The organism is Spiroplasma sp. AdecLV25b (genome assembly GCF_030913225.1).
Classification (GTDB): domain Bacteria; phylum Bacillota_I; class Bacilli_A; order Mycoplasmatales; family VBWQ01; genus Spiroplasma_E.
Window position 1 is genome coordinate 1 of the sequence record NZ_JAQYTS010000038.1, and the last position, 17674, is coordinate 17674.

General features: G+C 26.9%; 15 protein-coding genes and 1 pseudogene. 1 reads left to right on the plus strand and 15 read right to left on the minus strand.

The window, feature by feature from the left end:
* Positions 1-180: 180 nt before the first annotated feature.
* The 15 genes from secA to RDJ14_RS03855 form a co-directional block, all read right to left on the minus strand.
* Entirely contained in the window at positions 181-2565 is a 2385-nt protein-coding gene (gene secA / locus RDJ14_RS03785; protein ID WP_308150048.1) for a preprotein translocase subunit SecA, read from the minus strand.
* 155 nt (positions 2566-2720) lie between these two features.
* Positions 2721-3146 carry a DNA alkylation repair protein gene (locus RDJ14_RS03790; RefSeq protein ID WP_308150049.1) on the minus strand — a complete coding sequence of 142 codons (426 nt, stop codon included), beginning with the start codon at positions 3144-3146 and terminating at the stop codon, positions 2721-2723.
* The gene (locus RDJ14_RS03795) at positions 3106-3513 is read right to left on the minus strand and encodes a hypothetical protein (RefSeq protein WP_308150050.1); all 408 of its coding nucleotides are present in this window, start codon (positions 3511-3513) and stop codon (positions 3106-3108) included. Before RDJ14_RS03795 ends, RDJ14_RS03790 begins: the two co-directional genes overlap by 41 nt.
* 16 nt (positions 3514-3529) lie before the next feature.
* Positions 3530-4306 (minus strand): FtsX-like permease family protein, encoded by a 777-nt coding sequence (locus RDJ14_RS03800; RefSeq protein WP_308150051.1) that lies wholly within the window; start codon positions 4304-4306, stop codon positions 3530-3532.
* Positions 4306-4782, minus strand: a complete 477-nt coding sequence (locus RDJ14_RS03805; protein WP_308150052.1) for a hypothetical protein — start codon at positions 4780-4782, stop codon at positions 4306-4308. The genes RDJ14_RS03800 and RDJ14_RS03805 overlap by 1 nt, the downstream gene beginning before the upstream one ends.
* 1185 nt (positions 4783-5967) lie before the next feature.
* A complete protein-coding gene (locus RDJ14_RS03810; protein ID WP_308150053.1) occupies positions 5968-6480 on the minus strand; it encodes a hypothetical protein in 513 nt (170 codons plus the stop codon).
* A gap of 562 nt (positions 6481-7042) precedes the next feature.
* Positions 7043-7354 (minus strand): hypothetical protein, encoded by a 312-nt coding sequence (locus tag RDJ14_RS03815; protein WP_308150054.1) that lies wholly within the window; start codon positions 7352-7354, stop codon positions 7043-7045.
* A gap of 174 nt (positions 7355-7528) precedes the next feature.
* Positions 7529-7888 (minus strand): hypothetical protein, encoded by a 360-nt coding sequence (locus tag RDJ14_RS03820; RefSeq protein WP_308150055.1) that lies wholly within the window; start codon positions 7886-7888, stop codon positions 7529-7531.
* Between the two features lie 21 nt (positions 7889-7909).
* Positions 7910-9247: a replicative DNA helicase gene (gene dnaB / locus RDJ14_RS03825; protein WP_308150056.1), complete on the minus strand. Its 1338-nt coding sequence runs from the start codon at positions 9245-9247 to the stop codon at positions 7910-7912.
* 3 nt (positions 9248-9250) lie between these two features.
* Positions 9251-9694, minus strand: a complete 444-nt coding sequence (gene rplI, locus RDJ14_RS03830; RefSeq protein WP_308150057.1) for a 50S ribosomal protein L9 — start codon at positions 9692-9694, stop codon at positions 9251-9253.
* A gap of 27 nt (positions 9695-9721) precedes the next feature.
* A complete protein-coding gene (locus RDJ14_RS03835) occupies positions 9722-11719 on the minus strand; it encodes a DHH family phosphoesterase (protein ID WP_308150058.1) in 1998 nt (665 codons plus the stop codon).
* 840 nt (positions 11720-12559) lie between these two features.
* Positions 12560-12790, minus strand: a complete 231-nt coding sequence (gene rpsR / locus RDJ14_RS03840) for a 30S ribosomal protein S18 (RefSeq protein ID WP_308150059.1) — start codon at positions 12788-12790, stop codon at positions 12560-12562.
* 20 nt (positions 12791-12810) lie between these two features.
* Positions 12811-13293 (minus strand): single-stranded DNA-binding protein, encoded by a 483-nt coding sequence (locus tag RDJ14_RS03845; RefSeq protein ID WP_308150060.1) that lies wholly within the window; start codon positions 13291-13293, stop codon positions 12811-12813.
* 26 nt (positions 13294-13319) lie between these two features.
* Entirely contained in the window at positions 13320-13847 is a 528-nt protein-coding gene (gene rpsF / locus RDJ14_RS03850) for a 30S ribosomal protein S6 (protein WP_308150061.1), read from the minus strand.
* A 222-nt stretch (positions 13848-14069) separates the two neighbouring features.
* On the minus strand, positions 14070-14675 hold the full coding sequence (locus RDJ14_RS03855; protein WP_308150062.1) for a deoxynucleoside kinase: 606 nt from the start codon (positions 14673-14675) through the stop codon (positions 14070-14072).
* Between the two features lie 362 nt (positions 14676-15037).
* Between RDJ14_RS03855 and RDJ14_RS05235 the strand changes: the two are divergent.
* Positions 15038-17569: pseudogene (locus RDJ14_RS05235) on the plus strand (vitamin B12-dependent ribonucleotide reductase).
* The last annotated feature ends 105 nt before the right edge of the window (positions 17570-17674 follow it).

A 17674-nucleotide genomic window follows, 5' to 3' on the forward strand; every position in this document is an offset into this window, starting at 1 on the left:
TTCATTATGAATATTACATTTCATTATTTTCACCCATTAATTTATAAAAACATTTATTACAAGTTCTATTAGCAACTGAAGATTGTTTATGACAAATATCACAACTATGAGTAATAATATTATTTAAATAAGTTTTTTTATCTACAAAAAACCTTCATAATTATGAAGGTAAGAATTATATTATCCAATTTTTGTTTTTGTTTCAACATTAGCAGCAAGTACTGTATCAAGCACATGTTGACCACCGCGAATTTGTTGTTGGTCTGGGTCAATACTATGTAACATAATAATAACTTGATGAGCAACATTAACTTTCATACGATTAAATAATTTTGATGCTTCTTCAATATAAGCTTGTAATGGGTTTAATTGGGCATAACCACGTAAGTGAATTCCTGCACGTAGTTTACTTAAACTATCAATATGATCAGTTCAATATTGATCAAAAGTTTGAAGGATAGCATTATGTTCAATTTGTCTAATAATTACTGGATTTAATTTTTCTCGTTTTTCAAGATAAAAGGTATTAGATTTATCTCTTATTAAATCAATAACGTCTTCATAACTCATGCGTTTTAATTCATCAATTTTTAAATCATCAGGTTTAATAATGCGTTTTTCAATTCCTTTAACTAACTGTTCGTAATCAACAAACTGTTCTTTACCAACTTTTTTATTAAAAATATTTAACAAATCTCTGGCTACTGTTCTATGCATACTTTTAATTAAATCTAAAAGAATCTCAGAAAGTAAAATATTATCACGTTGATGATATGTTGCTTCACGATGTTGGGCAATAACATTATCATAATCTAACAAGTTTTTACGAGCATCAAAGTTTAAACCTTCAATTTTTTGTTGTGCTCTCGTGATAGAACGTGTTAACATTTTGGATTTAATAAAATCCTCACCTAAACTGGCAAAAACTTTTTTTAATTTCTCACCACCAAAACGTAACATTAAATCATCTTCGATTGAAACATAGAAACGTGAAAATCCAGGGTCACCTTGTCTTCCAGCACGTCCTCGTAATTGACTATCAATTCTTCTTGCTTCATTTCGTTCTGTTCCTAAAACTGCAAGTCCACCAACTTCAATTACTCCCTCACCAAGTTTAATATCTGTTCCACGTCCTGCCATATTAGTAGCTAGGGTAATAGAACCTTTTTCACCAGCACGACCAATAATCTCAGCTTCACGGGCATGGTTTTTGGCGTTTAAGATTTCATGTTTAATTCCTTGTGCTTCTAACATGTTGGCAATTCGTTCTGAAACATCAACATTAGCAGTACCAATTAAAATTGGTTGTCCTTTTTCATGACGTTCTTTAACTTCAGCAATTAATGCTTTAAATTTAGCATTTAATGTAGCAAAGACATGGTCAGGCTTATCTTCACGAATAATCGGTTTATTAGTTGGTATTCTAATTACACGCATGTTATAGATTTTGACAAATTCTTCTTCTTCAGTTTTAGCAGTTCCTGTCATCCCACTTAATTTATTATATAAACGAAAGAAGTTTTGATATGTAATAGTAGCAACAGTAGTTGTTTCTTGTTGAATGGTAACATGTTCTTTTGCCTGTAACGCTTGGTGTAGCCCATCACTGTAGACACGTCCTGGCATTAAACGACCAGTAAATTGATCAACTAAAACAATTTCGCCATCTTTAACAACATACTCAACATCCAGTTTAAAGACGTGATTAGCACGTAATGCATTTTGAATATGGTGAAATAATTCAGAACTATCAATGTCAAATAGGTTTTTTAAGTTAAAAGATTTTTGTGCTTTATTAACACCACTAGTTGTTAGAGCAATTTGACGTGATTCTCAATCAATTTTATAGTCATCAGGAATTAATGTTTTAGCAAAGACATCTGTTGCTTGATATAAAGGCGTTCTATTTTTTGCGCCTCCAGAAATAATCAATGGAGTTCTTGATTCATCGATTAACACCGAGTCAGCTTCATCAATAATCGCAAAATTAAGTTGACGTTGTACTTTATCATTAAAATTTCTAGCCATATTATCACGTAAATAATCAAATCCTAACTCAGAGTTAGTTGTATAAGTTACATCTTGTAAATATGCATCACGTTTTTGTTGAGGATTATTATCACGCAAACTAACACCAATAGTAATGCCTAAAAATTCTAAAATTGGTCGGTTTAGTTCTGCATCTCTGGCAGCTAGATATTCATTAACGGTAATAACATGAACACCTTTACCACTTAAGGCATTTAAGTAAATAGGCATAACTGCAGTTAAGGTTTTACCTTCACCAGTTCTCATTTCTGCAACATCACCGTTGTGTAAAACAATTCCACCAATTAACTGAACCGGATAGGGATGCATACCACTAACTCTTCGTGCAACTTCTCTAATTGTAGCAAAAGCTTCTACTAAAATATCCTCTAGTGTTTCTCCTTCTGCTAGTCGTGTTTTAAAAACAACAGTTTTATTAGATAATTCTTCATCACTAAGTTTACGCATAGTTTCATCAAGAACAACAATAGCTTTTACTTGTTTATTAATTTTTCGTAAAATTTTACGGTCTCACATAGATTAAATCACCATTTATTTTCTGTATTACTTTCTAATAATATTTATTACTTTTTGTAATAAAACCTTTATCATTTTAACATAAAAATTAGGAAATTTTTAGTGCTGAGACAAATTATTTTGTTTTCATTTAATTACTATACTACAATTATTAATTAGTGTTCATTAATAACGTTAATTATTTTTTTACTAACATTATTTTCTTTAACAAACTGGTAAATTTTTGTTGGATTAACACGTGCTGCATTTCGTAATGCTCATCCAATACTACGAATTAAATAAAAATTATTTGTTAATAACAATGGTTTAATTAATGTAAAAAGTAAATCAATATCAGTTTTTGTTTTAAACATTAATTGTGACTGAATAGCAATTCTTTTAATTCAATCATTTTCATCATTAATTAATTTACATAAATATTCATTTCTAATTTTAGTATCATCACTACTAAAAATTAAGACTCCAAAAATATCATCAAAATAATCAGTTGCATCTCATCAAATATTATGTTTAATAATTGTTAATAATCAATTTAAATCATTAAAAGTTAAATTTTTCTTTCATCATAAATTTACACACAATCTTAGACTTAACCTTAGCTGGTAAATTACTAATATCAAAATCTTCTTTTTTTCTCATAGCATCCATCATAACATTAAGAGGACTTTTCGCATAATTAGTTACGCTTTGATTATTAAATACTCTCGTTACTTGATTTTCATATTTTGTAAGTGAATGAATAGTGGAATAATTAAAAATATTAACAAAATTTAATAAAAATAAAACTGTTAAAATATTAAGGAAAAAGATATTAACAGTACTAATAATTTTTTTATTATTACTTTTAGCAAATGCCAAACCTAAACGACAGTTAATATTATTAATAAACTTATGTTTAGAATGTTTTTTACTCTTGCTAATTTTAGAATTAACTTGGTTATTAATCAAACTTAAAATTGGTTTATTAAGTAAAAAAATATATTATTAAAGTTAAACAAATAATAAAAATGGCAGGGAATACTAATAAACTAATTAATGTTGATGTAATATTAAATGTTAATAAAGGAAACGGGAAAAAAATAACTTTACTAATAGTTTTTGTTAAATAATATTGTAATCCAAAAGCACTAGCATAACCAATTGTAACTGATAAAACTAGTAAAGTAACATAAGCAAAAGCAATTAAAAAAGATAATGTCTTTCTACTTGTTCCTAAATTCATTAAGATACCTAAAGATACTCGTTGTTGATTAATTTCTTTTTTTAAAAATAATAAAATAATAAACAAGCTAGCAATTAACACTAAAAAACCAAAAATATTAAAAATTAATATTTCCACTTTAATTAAAGTTAGTTTAATATTTTCTTGTAAAATTTTTTTAGTTTCATTAAAATTAGGATAAAGATAAGAACTATAAAAAAACTTTGTTGAGTAGTTATAGTTAAATTTTCACATTTGGTTATAATCAAGGTTAAGATAGTAATCACAATCACGATTATCATCAAGTGAACCATTTAATCAAAAATCATTAGTGGCAGAATTATTTAATCATATAATATTATCTTGATAGTAATAATCAATATAACTCATAAAGTTATAACCACGACCAACAATTTTATAGTTTTTAATACCAATTTTAATAGTATTATTTATTTGAAAATCAGGATTATCAACATTTTTAAGATCAATACTAGTAACTACTTCTTGGTCATTCTCTGGTTCTCTACCTTGTGTTAACACTATATAATTATTATTTTTAAATTATATTTTCCTTGATTAATAGTTCAATTATTATCATTAAAACCACTTTGTATCATAACTTTATTAATTTGATAATCAACTGCCAGTTGATTATTTAAACCTTCTTTGATTAAAATTTGTTGCAAAGTTCAAGCCTTGAAATTATAATTCCATTTTTCTATTTCCATTTTAGCATTATTATCAGTAGGTTCTAAAATTTGATTATTTCTAATTTTGCTTTCTTCTTCATAAGTTAATTTTTTCCCACCAAAAAAATGTTTAGAAATATTTTTCATGCCATTTTCATTAAAACTATATGATACTTTGTATGGAAAAATTAAGCTTTTATCAAGATTTTTGTAAATATTATTAGTATTACTACCAGCACTTAATGAACCACTAGTTAAAAATACTAATATAAAAATACCAATAAAACTAAATCAATTTTTTCAAATATTCTTCAGTTGACTCTTCAAAAAAACTCTCATGTAAAATTATATATAAAAAATTATTTATAATAATTAAAAGGTTATAAAGCATGTCATGAGTGGATATAATATGACAGCAGTTATTCTTAGAAATTTGATAAAATTACCAAATAATACTAATTAATGATTTTATATTATAATTTAAAGAAATCTTTGATATATAACAAAATTTTCAAAATCTTTACTGTTAATTTTTATTTTTAGACTTGGGATAATGTTTACCACTATTTTTGTCTTGATTAATTTTTAATATAAGTAAATGATTGTGGAGCTGTTTTTAATCCTAATACTGATAATTCCAATGGTTTATCATATTTTTTAATATTTTTAAGTTTATATGCAATGGCTGTCGTTTTGTTGTTATAATATTCTCAAAAAAAATCAAAATCTATTCCAGAATAAATTTTAGTTTTTTCTCAAATATTTTCTGGAGTATCAATAAGTATTTCTTCAATTTCTGCTTCAGCAATTATTTTTGAAATTGGCGCTGTCGAATAAATAAAAAGTTTTTTTGGTTGAAATTTTTTTGTTAATACTTTTCTGAATTCAAATTTTTTTCACCAGAAATAATTTTTTCAACATGTTTTGGATGTATTGATAATAAAATAGCATTTTGCATGATTTCTCCTTTAATTATAAAATTTCATTATATCAAATTTAGCTTCATTAAGTATTTTTAAAAATATGTCTTGATTTATAGAATATAAACCTCTTGGACCTCATTCTTTTGGGCCATTAAATAAACCATTGCTTCTTAAAAATTGTAAAGTTGGTCGTTTTTTAAAATTTTTTATATCATCTTTACTAAGCGCGCTTCTGCTTAATTTTTTCTCTAAATCATTACTATTATTTTTTTTCTTTAGATAAAATGATACCTAACCCCGTAAATACACTTCGATATTTTGCTGGTAAGGAGTCACTGTCAGTAGTTCGATAAAAAATAAAAAATTATAATATCACCTTTTTTAGGATTTGATTGTCATAAATTATCACCAATATAAAACTTTTTTATTGCATTCATTCAAGGTAAATTTTTTTTTATAATCTTTAGGTGATTCAGTTTTGAGAATGCAATCAGGCAAAAGTTTGGTATGATATTCAGGTTTTATTGGTAATAAAAAGTATTGTGCTTGTTCTAAGTTAATTGAAGGAAAATTTTTTTGAATATCTTTATTAAAATCTCAGTTCATTTTTTTTTACATAAACATTTTCATATTCATTTTTAATACCTCATTTTTCAAAACCGTACTCCTTTAATAATTTCACTAGTATTTGTTTTTCATTATTATTTTCAATAATTGTTACATAAACTTCTTCTACTAAATTTAATTTAGCATTATCAAATATGATTTTTAAAAATCTTTCTCCCATTTTATACCCATTTTTTGTAATTTTAAAAGTACCTATTTTTAATCTTTTTTTAGGAGCAAAATTAGGAATAATTGAATCATGATAATTTTCATTTATATCCTCAACTTTAAGATATAAAAAACCTTCAATTTTACTTGTATTTTCTTCTTTATAAACAAAAACTAATTCACTATTTTCTTGCTTCATTTTAAATCAGTTAGTAAAATCAACTTCATTGTAATCTATTTTTAAACTATCAAAAAAAATATCGTTTAAATCAATTTCAGAAAATTTTAGTTTATCAATATTCAAAACTTCATAACTATAGTATTCCATGTTTTTACCCCTTACCTTTACATTAAAATTTTAACACACTTTATTTATTTTCTTTCCACTAATTTTCTTATTTCTGGCATATAAATAATACTCTAAACATAAACTAATTCCAACACTTGTAATGTATAAATTTAAAAATCATGATAAATTATTGCTATTATTAAATCAATTTGAATGTGGCGTTGGAATAGGTGGTTCTGATGACACTTAGGGAACAGGACATGCGTTAGAATTATAACTTATAGTTATAAGCATCTTTTGCTTTCAATGAACCATTAATACAGCCATTGACAGATTAAATTTTGCCCTACTGTTTGTATTTAAAAACAGATAGGTATTGATATATCCCTATATTATCTGCAACTTTATTCAACCCTGCAAAAAAAATTTACAGTTTGTGCTCTTATTTAAATGGATAATTTAAAAAAAGTAAAAAGTCAGAAAACATGCCTTTTTTCATAAAATTTTAATTTTATCAAATATTATCATCTATTATCTGATGTTATTTCCTGATATATCTCTGAATTATAATCCCAAGTGCAGGCAAGATTAAAATAATAACCTAAAAAATTATTATATTTACTATTTCTTTTTTAACTTGTTCACTTAAAATTTCATTGTGATAAAAAGAAATCTGTAAAGTAAAACTATATGTACCACTACGATAGTTGTCTTTTCCTAAACTTAAGAAATAATTATAAATACTATTATAGTTAATATTATTATGAATATAAGCTATCTTAGATATATTATTAAAATTAGGTTTAATTTTATCATGCGTCATTTTATTAATATTCTTAGTTATTGTTTCTATGCTATTAAAAGTTTTTAAAGAATATAACAAACGTTCATAATCAAAATTAACAAATTGCATACCATCAATATTTATATTTTCATCAATAAAATAATTTAGATAAAATCCGATAGCATTATCTGATTCATTAAAATCAAGAATAAAGTGTGTTGCTCCCTGTATTCCTTGCTCATCACTATTAAAATGATCATATTCTAAATAAAAAACAATTTTTTTACCTTCAAGTAAAGTATTTTAGTTATAACTTAATCCTCCACTAATATCTTTAGCTCAGTATTCCGTTCATAAGCAAGAATTTTTTAAATGAGTTAACATGTAGTTAGAAATATTCATAGTCATCATTTCTCAGAGTTTTTTAGTATCAATATCATCTCTAAAATTACCAATTTGTTCTTTTTTTCTTCAATCATTACCAGTAAAACTAATTTTTTGAACATTCTTTATAGAAATATGAAATGTTTGGTTTTCTAAACTTGATATTGCATCTTTTACGTTATCATATTGTGTATTATTAGTATTTTTACACCCTGCAATATTAAAAGACAATGTTGAAAATAACGATAGAGTTAAAAAAATATTTAATATTTTTTTCATAATTTATGTACAAGCCTTCCCCTATCCCGTATAATTCTCAAACTTACCCCATTTTGGAATAAAAATAGTTACTACTTTCCCAGTTGGACCATTACGATGTTTAGAAATCAGAATTTCAGCAACATTACTTTCTTGAGCAGTACTTTCTTCACTATTTTTTTCTTTATAATAATCATCACGATATAAAAACATAATTATATCAGCGTCTTGCTCAATGGCTCCTGATTCACGTAAATCAGACATTAACGGGCGCTTTTCTTCTCTTCGTTCCACTAACCTTGAAAGTTGTGATAAACAAATAATAGGGACTTTTAATTCGCGAGCTAGAATTTTTAAACTACGAGAAATATTTGAAACTTCTTGTTGGCGTGATTCACTATCTCGTCCCGTTAATAGTTGCAAATAATCAATAACAACTAATTTAATATTATTTTCACGAGCTAGTTTACGTAATTTAGTCTGTAATTCTAAAACTCGCAATCCAGGAGTATCATCAATAATAATATTTTTTTGTTTTAATTGTTCAGCTGTTGCACTAATTCTATTTCAATCAGCTGATGTAAATTTACTTTTATTACGTAAACGATTAGCATCAAAATGACCTTGACAAGATATCATTCTTGTAATTAATTGGTCTTTTGGCATTTCCAAAGAAAATATAACAACAGCGTCGTCTTTATTTTCTTGTTCATTGGCAGCATTAAGGGCAAAGTTAAGGGCTAAAGCAGTTTTACCCATTGAAGGTCTTGCTGCTAAAATAATCAAGTCACCCTTCTGGAAACCACTTGTAACAATATCTAAATTGTTAATACCTGAGCTTACACCGGTAATATTAACAGTTGATTTTTGTAATTGTTCAATTTTTGTCACAACTTCATCAATATGAGCACTAATGGGTAATAATTCTTCATTATTACGCTCACTACTTACTTGCACAATTTGTGCTTCAGCATTAACTAAAATATCAGTAATAGATTTTTCGCCTTGTAGTTCTTTACCAATATTTTTTAAAGCACTTTCTAATTGTCGTTTTGTTGTTCTTTCAATTAGAATGTTAATATGTTCTTTTAAGTTGGCATCAGTAATATATTGGCCTACTAATGAAGACAAATATTGAATACCACCAATTTTATCTAAATTATTTTGTTTAACTAATTCTTCAGCAATTGTTATTGTGTCAATTCCTGAATTATTACGATAAAGATTAGTAATAGTTTTAAATATAGTTTGATTGGCACTAATAGTGAAGTCATTTGATTCTAAAGAATTTAATGCGCTCTCGCAAGCAGGTGAGGATTGAATCATGGCACTTAGCACATTGATTTCGGCATTGTTTATATATTGATTATTATCACTCATAATTTATTCTCCTGTTACTTCCACCTTTAAATTAGCAGTAATTGTTATGTCTAACTTAATAGTAATGTTAGTTATTCCAATCTCATGAATAGGGCTAAATTTAATAAACTTATGTTTATCAATAATTATATTATATCTTTTTGCTAAAAATTCACAGATTTGTTTAGCAGAAATCGCACCTGACACTTTACAATTATTAGTTTTTAATTTAAATTGTAAAGTAATATCTGCTAATTGTTTTTTAATATTTTGAAAATTTGCTAATTGTTCATTACGCATTTCCGCATTTCTATTTTTTTCTTTTTGATTAATTTTTAAAGCTTCGTTTGTTGCCATTACTGCTAGTTTGTTTGGTAATAAATAATTTTTACCATAACCATCACTTACATTAACAACTTCACCACTTTTACCATAATTTTTTACATCTTTTAGAAGGACCACTTTCATTTGTGTCACAACCTTTCATTAATATTTTTAATATCGTTCTGTCAGACCACTTTCGCTACTGTAAGAACCACTTTCTATAATTCTAACTAGTTCATCATATAGTTCTTTAATACTTAATTTGCTACTTTGAACAGCAGAGGCACTAAAGTGACCTCCTCCACCAAGGTTTTCACAAATAATTTGCACATTGATTTCACCATTACTTCTTGCTGATAAACAGGCTCGACCATTTCGGTCATAAGCAATAGTGAAAGATGCTTTACAATCACGTAAATCTAATAGCATTTCTGAAATTTGCGCTAAATATGAAGTATGAACTTCTAAGTTTTCTTCAGCTAATACTACTAAAAAACCTTTTTTAATTTCTTTTGCATTACTAATTAATGCAAATTTTTCAATTAATTCATTTAAACTATTTTTCAATAGCCCTTTAACTTTAGAAGAAGAAGCTCCTCAATCAGTTAATAAACCGCAAGCTTCAAATGTTCTACGAGTTGTTCGAACTTGAAAATTATTAGTATCAATTAGAATTCCAGCAAACATTAAATTCCATAAAAATTCGGATTCGATATTATTAAAGTCATTATAATAAATAATTTCTGTCATAGCTTCGGCAGTAGAAGAAGTTCCAGCATCAATGTAAGAAGTAATAGTACTACTAATTGCTTCATCAGAAACACGATGATGGTCAATAACAATAATTTTAACAGCCTTACTTAAAAGGTCAGGACTATCAACTCGTTGGGGATTGTGTGTATCAACAACAATTAACAAAGTATTAGCATGCAGAAATTTTAAAGCTTGTTTTCCAGTAATAAAATTACGGCTAGTATAACTTTCAGGGACAAGTTCATGTAGAATTTTTAAAGTTCGTTCGTCGACTTCATTTTGATTAATAATATAATGTGCAGTTTTATTTAATGTTTTTGCTATTTCAACAATAACAGTTCCTGAAGAAATACAATCAAAATCAGCAGCACGATGACCCATTACAAGGACATTTTCTGCTAACTTTATTTCATTATACAACGATTGGGCAAACATTCGAATATTAATTTTAGATTCTGATTGTTTTGCTTCAATTGTGCCACCAATAAAAACAGTATTACCACCAAATTCACGAATTACAACTTGATCACCACCACGATAAACAGCAAGTTCTTTACTTTCAATAGCTAAATCATATAAATCTTTACTAATAGCATTACCATAAGAAAAACCTGCTGATAAGGTAATATCAGCTTTAAATTTTTTCACGCCTTCACGAATATTTTTAATTAACGGAAAATTATCATTGCGAGCTTTGTTAAACTCATTTTGGTAAAGCAAAATATTATATCCATCTTCAATATTTCCTAATAATAAACCTGAATAGTTATTAGCAAAATCATTTAGTTCAGTTTTAATGAAAGCTTCAACACGAATTTGATTTTCAACTCTTAATTTTTGTAAAGAATTATAAAAATTATCAACACTAATCACACCAAATACTAATTTTTCTTGTTGTAATTTATTATATAAGAAATGATATTTAGTAGTTTCTTGCAATAAAATAGTACGCGTTTGAACTAAATAAATAGCATCATAAAGCATATCTTCAATTTTAAGCGTAATTTGAGTAATATTATTGCTAATAAGTTGTTCTAAATCGCGTGATAATTTAACAATTGATTTTCCAATTAAACGGCCTAGTCCTTTATCCTCTAAAAATTCACTTACTCACATAATTGATAAATCACTATCTAGAACAATCATTCCCACACTACCAAATGTTAGTGCTTGGGCATTATTTAATTTAATAATTTCAGCAGTATTAATGTAACGATGGCGAATCCATAGACTAAAAAGGAAAATATAAAGACAAACAATAACGAAGTTTCCCAAAACCAAACTTAAAATTACAGCAATAGTGACTGCTTGTCGCGATGTTTCAATATTAACAATAAAATAAGTTAAACCGATTAAGATTTCAACTACTAATCAAACAATCATTATTAAATGATAATTTCGTAATGATTTGAACACTTGGCCACTTCCTTATAAGATTACTTTAATTATACTATAACATTAATATTAAAAATAAGGATTACCTCTGTTTATTTCATGATAATTGCAATTACTTTTAATATTTATAAGATATCAAAAAAGTGGAACATTTTTTATTGAATTAGATAAATTTCATTATTGTTACATGAATTGTAAAAATTTAGTGAATATAGTAATTGTTGATTATTTCACAATTTTTAATTGCATCTCAAAAATTATTATTTTTAAATTTCATTTTAAAGCCAATAATTAAAAAAGTTAAAGCAGTAGTTATAAACGTGAAAATTGGTGTCAAAATTGTACAAAAATAACTTCACTTTGTAATTGAATCCATTTTTTTCTAAAATTACAAAATTTAATTTAGAAGCTTTGATAATACACTTATGAAAATTACAAAAACCTATAAAGATTAATCCTGTAATCATAATCAAAACAGTAGAAATAAGTGATATTATGGTTACTAATTGCAATTTTTTTATACTTTTCATATTTTAGTACTCCTTTATAAAAAATATATTCACTTTAAAATCAAAACAAAGGATAAACAACTTTATATTTTATAATTAAAGATAACAAATTTTTAAAATTTTACAATAGGTTTTTTACAAAAATAAGAATGCTAACTAGTAGGGTAATTTAATTGAAAGTATTTATTTCCATATGTACGTTCAACAATGTCTTGGATATAAAACAAGTTTGAAAAAAATCAAATGTATACTTCTTCTTTGAAACCATTATTTGCATTCTTGAGTTAAAATTAATTATAAAAGAACTCACAAAATTAATAAAAATTATGAGTTCTTCTTTTAACATATTTTCTTATCTTGAGTATGGTAATAGACCCATGATTTGAGCACGCTTAATAGCAATAGCTAATTGACGTTGATATTTAGGATTAGTTCCTGTAGTTCTTGCTGGTAAAATTTTATTGTTACTACCCATAAATTTAGTTAATAATTCAACATCTTTATAGTCAATATAAGCGATTTGATTTTTAGTAATAAAGCAAAATTTTCTTCTTGAAAAACTTCTTGGTTTCCCATTATTCATTTTTATTTCCTCCTTTGTATTTAATCTCAGATAATTGCTTCTTCATCATCAAATGATGAATCATTAGAAGTAATATGGTTAAGTGAGTTTTCATTAGTGAATTTAATATCAGTGTTATAATTAGGAACTTTAAATGCTTCATCTAATTGAACTTTTGGTTCATTTTGTGGTTTTGAGTAATTAGCATTAACTGTGGCAGCTTCTTTTTTACGATTATCTAAAAAGGTAACAGTTTGAGCAACTACTTCAGTAATGTACTGATCTTTGCCCTCATATGTGGATTTTCTTGTTGACAATCTACCTGAAACTGAAACTAAAGAACCTTTAACAAGATAAGTAGCCATATTTTCAGCAACTTTATTTCAAGCTATACATGGAATAAAATCAGTTTGATTTTGAGCATTACCAACTGCAACAGTAAAAAAAAGAAAAGATTTTCCTGTTGAAGATTTACGTAACGCTAAAGAACGAGCAATTCTACCAGTTAACGAAACATTATTCATAATTTATACCTCACTTTTCCAATTTTTTAGTCTTTTTTAATAGTACTTGGTGCACTATTTGTTTTAGGAACATAATTACTACGTGGGCGATGGTGACTAGCAGATTCAGTACCAGCAATTGGTCTTGGTTTTCTTTCTGTGTCTCCTTCACGGTTGTATGGTGTACGCTCACGATTTCCAGGTCTTGCTGTTCTTACATAATTGTTAGGTTCTACTTGGCGTTTTACTTTAAATTTATTAATTTTTTCACTATCAAGGTTAATAACTAGGAAACGAATAACTTCTAATTGTTTTTGTTTAATTAAAACTACACGATTAAAATTAGCAATATTTTTTGGTGAAGTAGATACTTCAATGATAAAGTAATGACCTTTAACTTTTTTGTTAATGTCATAAGCAAATGTACGAATTGCATCTTCTTCTTTTTTAATTTCTCCACCGTTTTCAATTAAAATAGCGATTAATTCTTTTTTAATTAATTGTGCTTTTTCTTGATTTTGATCATCAACGATGTACATAATTTCATAATTATGTTTTTTGTTTAAATCTTCCACTATTTGAAGACCTCCTTTTGGGCATATGGCTCATAATGAGCAAGGAGTAAATATATTATTAAGTTTTGCTTTTTAAATATTTAACTCATAGAATATTATAACTTAATTACCTTGAAAGTAAAGGTATTTTTTAAATAGACTTCGTGCAATCTATGATAAACTACCAAATTTTAACTTTAGTGGAACACCAAGTCTTTATATATTCACAATTCAGGTAATAATTTATTTTTTAATTAAATAATCAGTAATTTTTTTAATTATTTCATCAGGAGTAATATCATTAGTGTCAATAACTAAAAAATTAAATTGTTTTTTTTCTCTTTCATATCATTGTTCATATTTATCATTTAATAATTTTCAATACTCTCTTGGAACATTTTTTTCTGACTCTCTACCACGAAGTTTAATTCGTTCAATAGCTTTATCAACATCTACCCTTAAATAAATTATTAAATCAGGTTTAACTTGTGGGTCAAAATAAAGCGAAGAAATAATAACATTGTTATAAAAATCCAAATATACTTGATAATCTCGATCACTCATATTATCTTGTACTTTTAATACTTCTACAAAAATAGGGTCTTCTAAAATACTACGATCAAAAATAACATTTTCTAATTTTTGTGAATCCTTTAATTGCTTACTCCGCGCCATTAACATAAAAATTTGCATCTTAAATGCATACTGTAAAGGATTTTGATAAAAATCATCTAAATAAGGATTATTTGCTACAGGTTCATCCATAATTTTATATTTTAATTGTTTGGACAATTGATTACTAACCGTGCTTTTCCCAACACCAACAACTCCTGATAATACAATTTTCATAATTTGTTACCTCCTTAAATATTATTTATGATTTTAAATTATAGCATTGTTTGACTATTATGTTTCCTTAATTTTGAAATAAACATAGTAACAAGAAATTATTTCATCATAACTTAAAGACTGAAATTTAATAGTAGGATGTAAAATATCAATTATTAAATTAATAACTAAAAACTAACAATAAAATAATACTTTTTTGAAATAATTATTTCAAATCCTAATTAAATCTATGATAATATTTTAAAGCAACTTATTTTTTTCAAAAATAAGAGTTTGGCGCAACAATTAACAATGCTAATTTCATATTTTAAGTTTGCTAATTGTTATAATAAAAATACTTTAAAAAGGGATAGGTGAAAATTATGTACAATCAAACTTTAAAAAATAGCTTAAATAATGATATTAGTAAACATTTTACACATTTAAAAACTATCGAAAAAAACTATAATATTACTCATGATGGAGTTTCAAGAATGGTCATGCTTGACCGCTATGCTCAAAAAGATAAAAATTTAATTACATTAAAACCTGGCGATTTGGTAATAACAATCATTCGTGAAGATGCAATTTTCCCAACAAGAGGCATTGGTTTTATTGTTGAAGAATTAGATAATCAAAACTATGCTATCAAAATTGAAGATGAATATCTTGGTTCAATAATTGACCCAGAATTAATTAAAGCATCAGGAAAAGCCGGTATCATTCATAAACAAAAATATGAGTTAGAAAAGCCATTGGAACTATTTTATGAACAAATTGCTTATCGTGTTAGTAAAGTACTAGCTGTCAAAGAATCACCTAAAAATCAAGAATCATATTTAAACCTATTTTATGAAGAACTGAAATCATTAAACATTGTTCCAGCAGGACGTGTACTATATGGCGCTGGTAGCGACTCTGATGTTACTTTCTTTAATTGTTTCGTAATGCCTTTCATTTCGTGACTCTCGAAGCGGGATTGCTACTCACCGCCAAGAAGTAATGGAAATCATGTCACACGGTGGTGGTGTTGGTTCTAATGGTTCAACGTTAAGACCGAAAGGTACTGTTGCGAAAACGGTTGGTGGTAAATCTTCAAGAGCAGTTTCATGACTTAATGATTTATCAACATTAACACATTTAGTTGAACAAGGTGGTTCACGACGTGGAGCGCAAATGATTATGCTTGCTGATTGACACCCTGATATTATTGAGTTTATTATTTCAAAAATGCAAAATGCCAAAATCTTATTATGATTAAAAGAAAATTCTAAATGCAACATTATCCGTGATGAAGCAAGTAAAAAATTAAAGTTTGAAACACTTTCAGAACAAGATCGTCACACATTTGAATCTATTCTAAGTAATGAACAATTATTTACAGAAGAAATTATTGAAAATGCTAAACATAAATTAGCACTTGGTGGAACTTGACAAGTAATTCGTAGTGATTTTTAACTGGTACAAATATCTCTGTAACCATCTCTGATGAATTTATGAGTGCTGTAGCAAATAATGGTAAGTGAAACCTACGTTTTCCTGACTTAGATAACTATACAACTACCCAAAAACAAGGTTATGATGAACATTGAAATAAAATTGGTGATGTCCACGATTGAGAAAAAATGGGATACCCAATTAAAAATTACTACACTATTAACGCTACTGATTTATGAGATTTAATTAATTTCTGTGCTACCTATTCAGCTGAACCAGGTATTTTCTTCATTAATAGGGCTAATGAAATGACTAATGCCCAAGCATATGGTATGCGTGTAGTTGCAACTAACCCTTGTGGAGAACAACCACTATCTCCTTATTCAGTATGTAACTTATCAGCAATTAACTTAGCTAATTTTGTTGATAAAGAAACTAATACCATTCTTTATGATAAATTAACAAAGTGTGTAGAAACTTGTGTTCGTTTACAAGATAATGTTATTGATGCGACTCCTTATTTCTTAGAGGCAAACAAAAAGCAAGCACTTGGTGAACGAAGGGTTGGATTAGGAGTAATGGGTTTACATGACTTATTAATTTGAGGAAATTTAAAATATGGTTCAAAAGAAGCAAACAAAGTTGTTAATAAAGTTTTTGAAACCATTGCGACAACTGCTTATCGTGCATCAATTAATATTGCTAAAGAAAAAGGTAGTTTCCCATTCTTAAAATCACGTGAAGCATTTATCAATACTGGTTTTATGAAAACAATGCCAGAAGACATTAGACAAGATGTTCTTAAATATGGCATTAGAAATTCTCATTTAATCACTGTTGCTCCAACTGGGTCAACAGGAACCATGGTTGGAGTTTCAACAGGGTTAGAACCTTACTTTGCTTTTTCATATTTCCGTTCAGGACGTCTTGGTAAATTTATGGAAGTAAAAGCTAAAATTGTTAGTGAATGACTACAATATCATCCTGAGTTTAAAGAAAAACCATTACCAGATATCTTTGTTCCTGCTATGCAATTAACACCTGAAGCTCACGCTGATGTTCAATGTATAATTCAACGTTGAGTAGACTCTTCAATTTCAAAAACTGTTAATGCTCCAAAGGGATACACAGTAAAAAAAGTTGAACAAATTTACTACAAATTATACAAAGATGGTGCTAAAGGGGGAACGGTTTATGTTGATGGAAGTAGAGATAGCCAAGTGCTGTCTTTATCTGATGATGATAATCATATGCAAGAACAAGTGAATTTAGGTGATTTAGGAATTAGTGAAACTTTTATTGATAATGTTGATGAAATTCGTCCCATTAAACCTGGATTTAGAAGTGATCGTCAAGATCGTAAAATTGGTACAGGTTTAGGTGACCTATGTACTATGTGTAAAGAAGGCGTGCTAGTGTTTAGTGCTGGATGTTACACTTGCAACAATTGTGGTATTCAATCTAAATGTGGGTTATAAAAGTATATTTCTAATTTAAAATAGTTAAGTAAAAACCATGAGTTCTAAAAGAAAAACATTCATGGTTTTTTGTTTATATTAAATTCTTAACAAAATTATAAAATC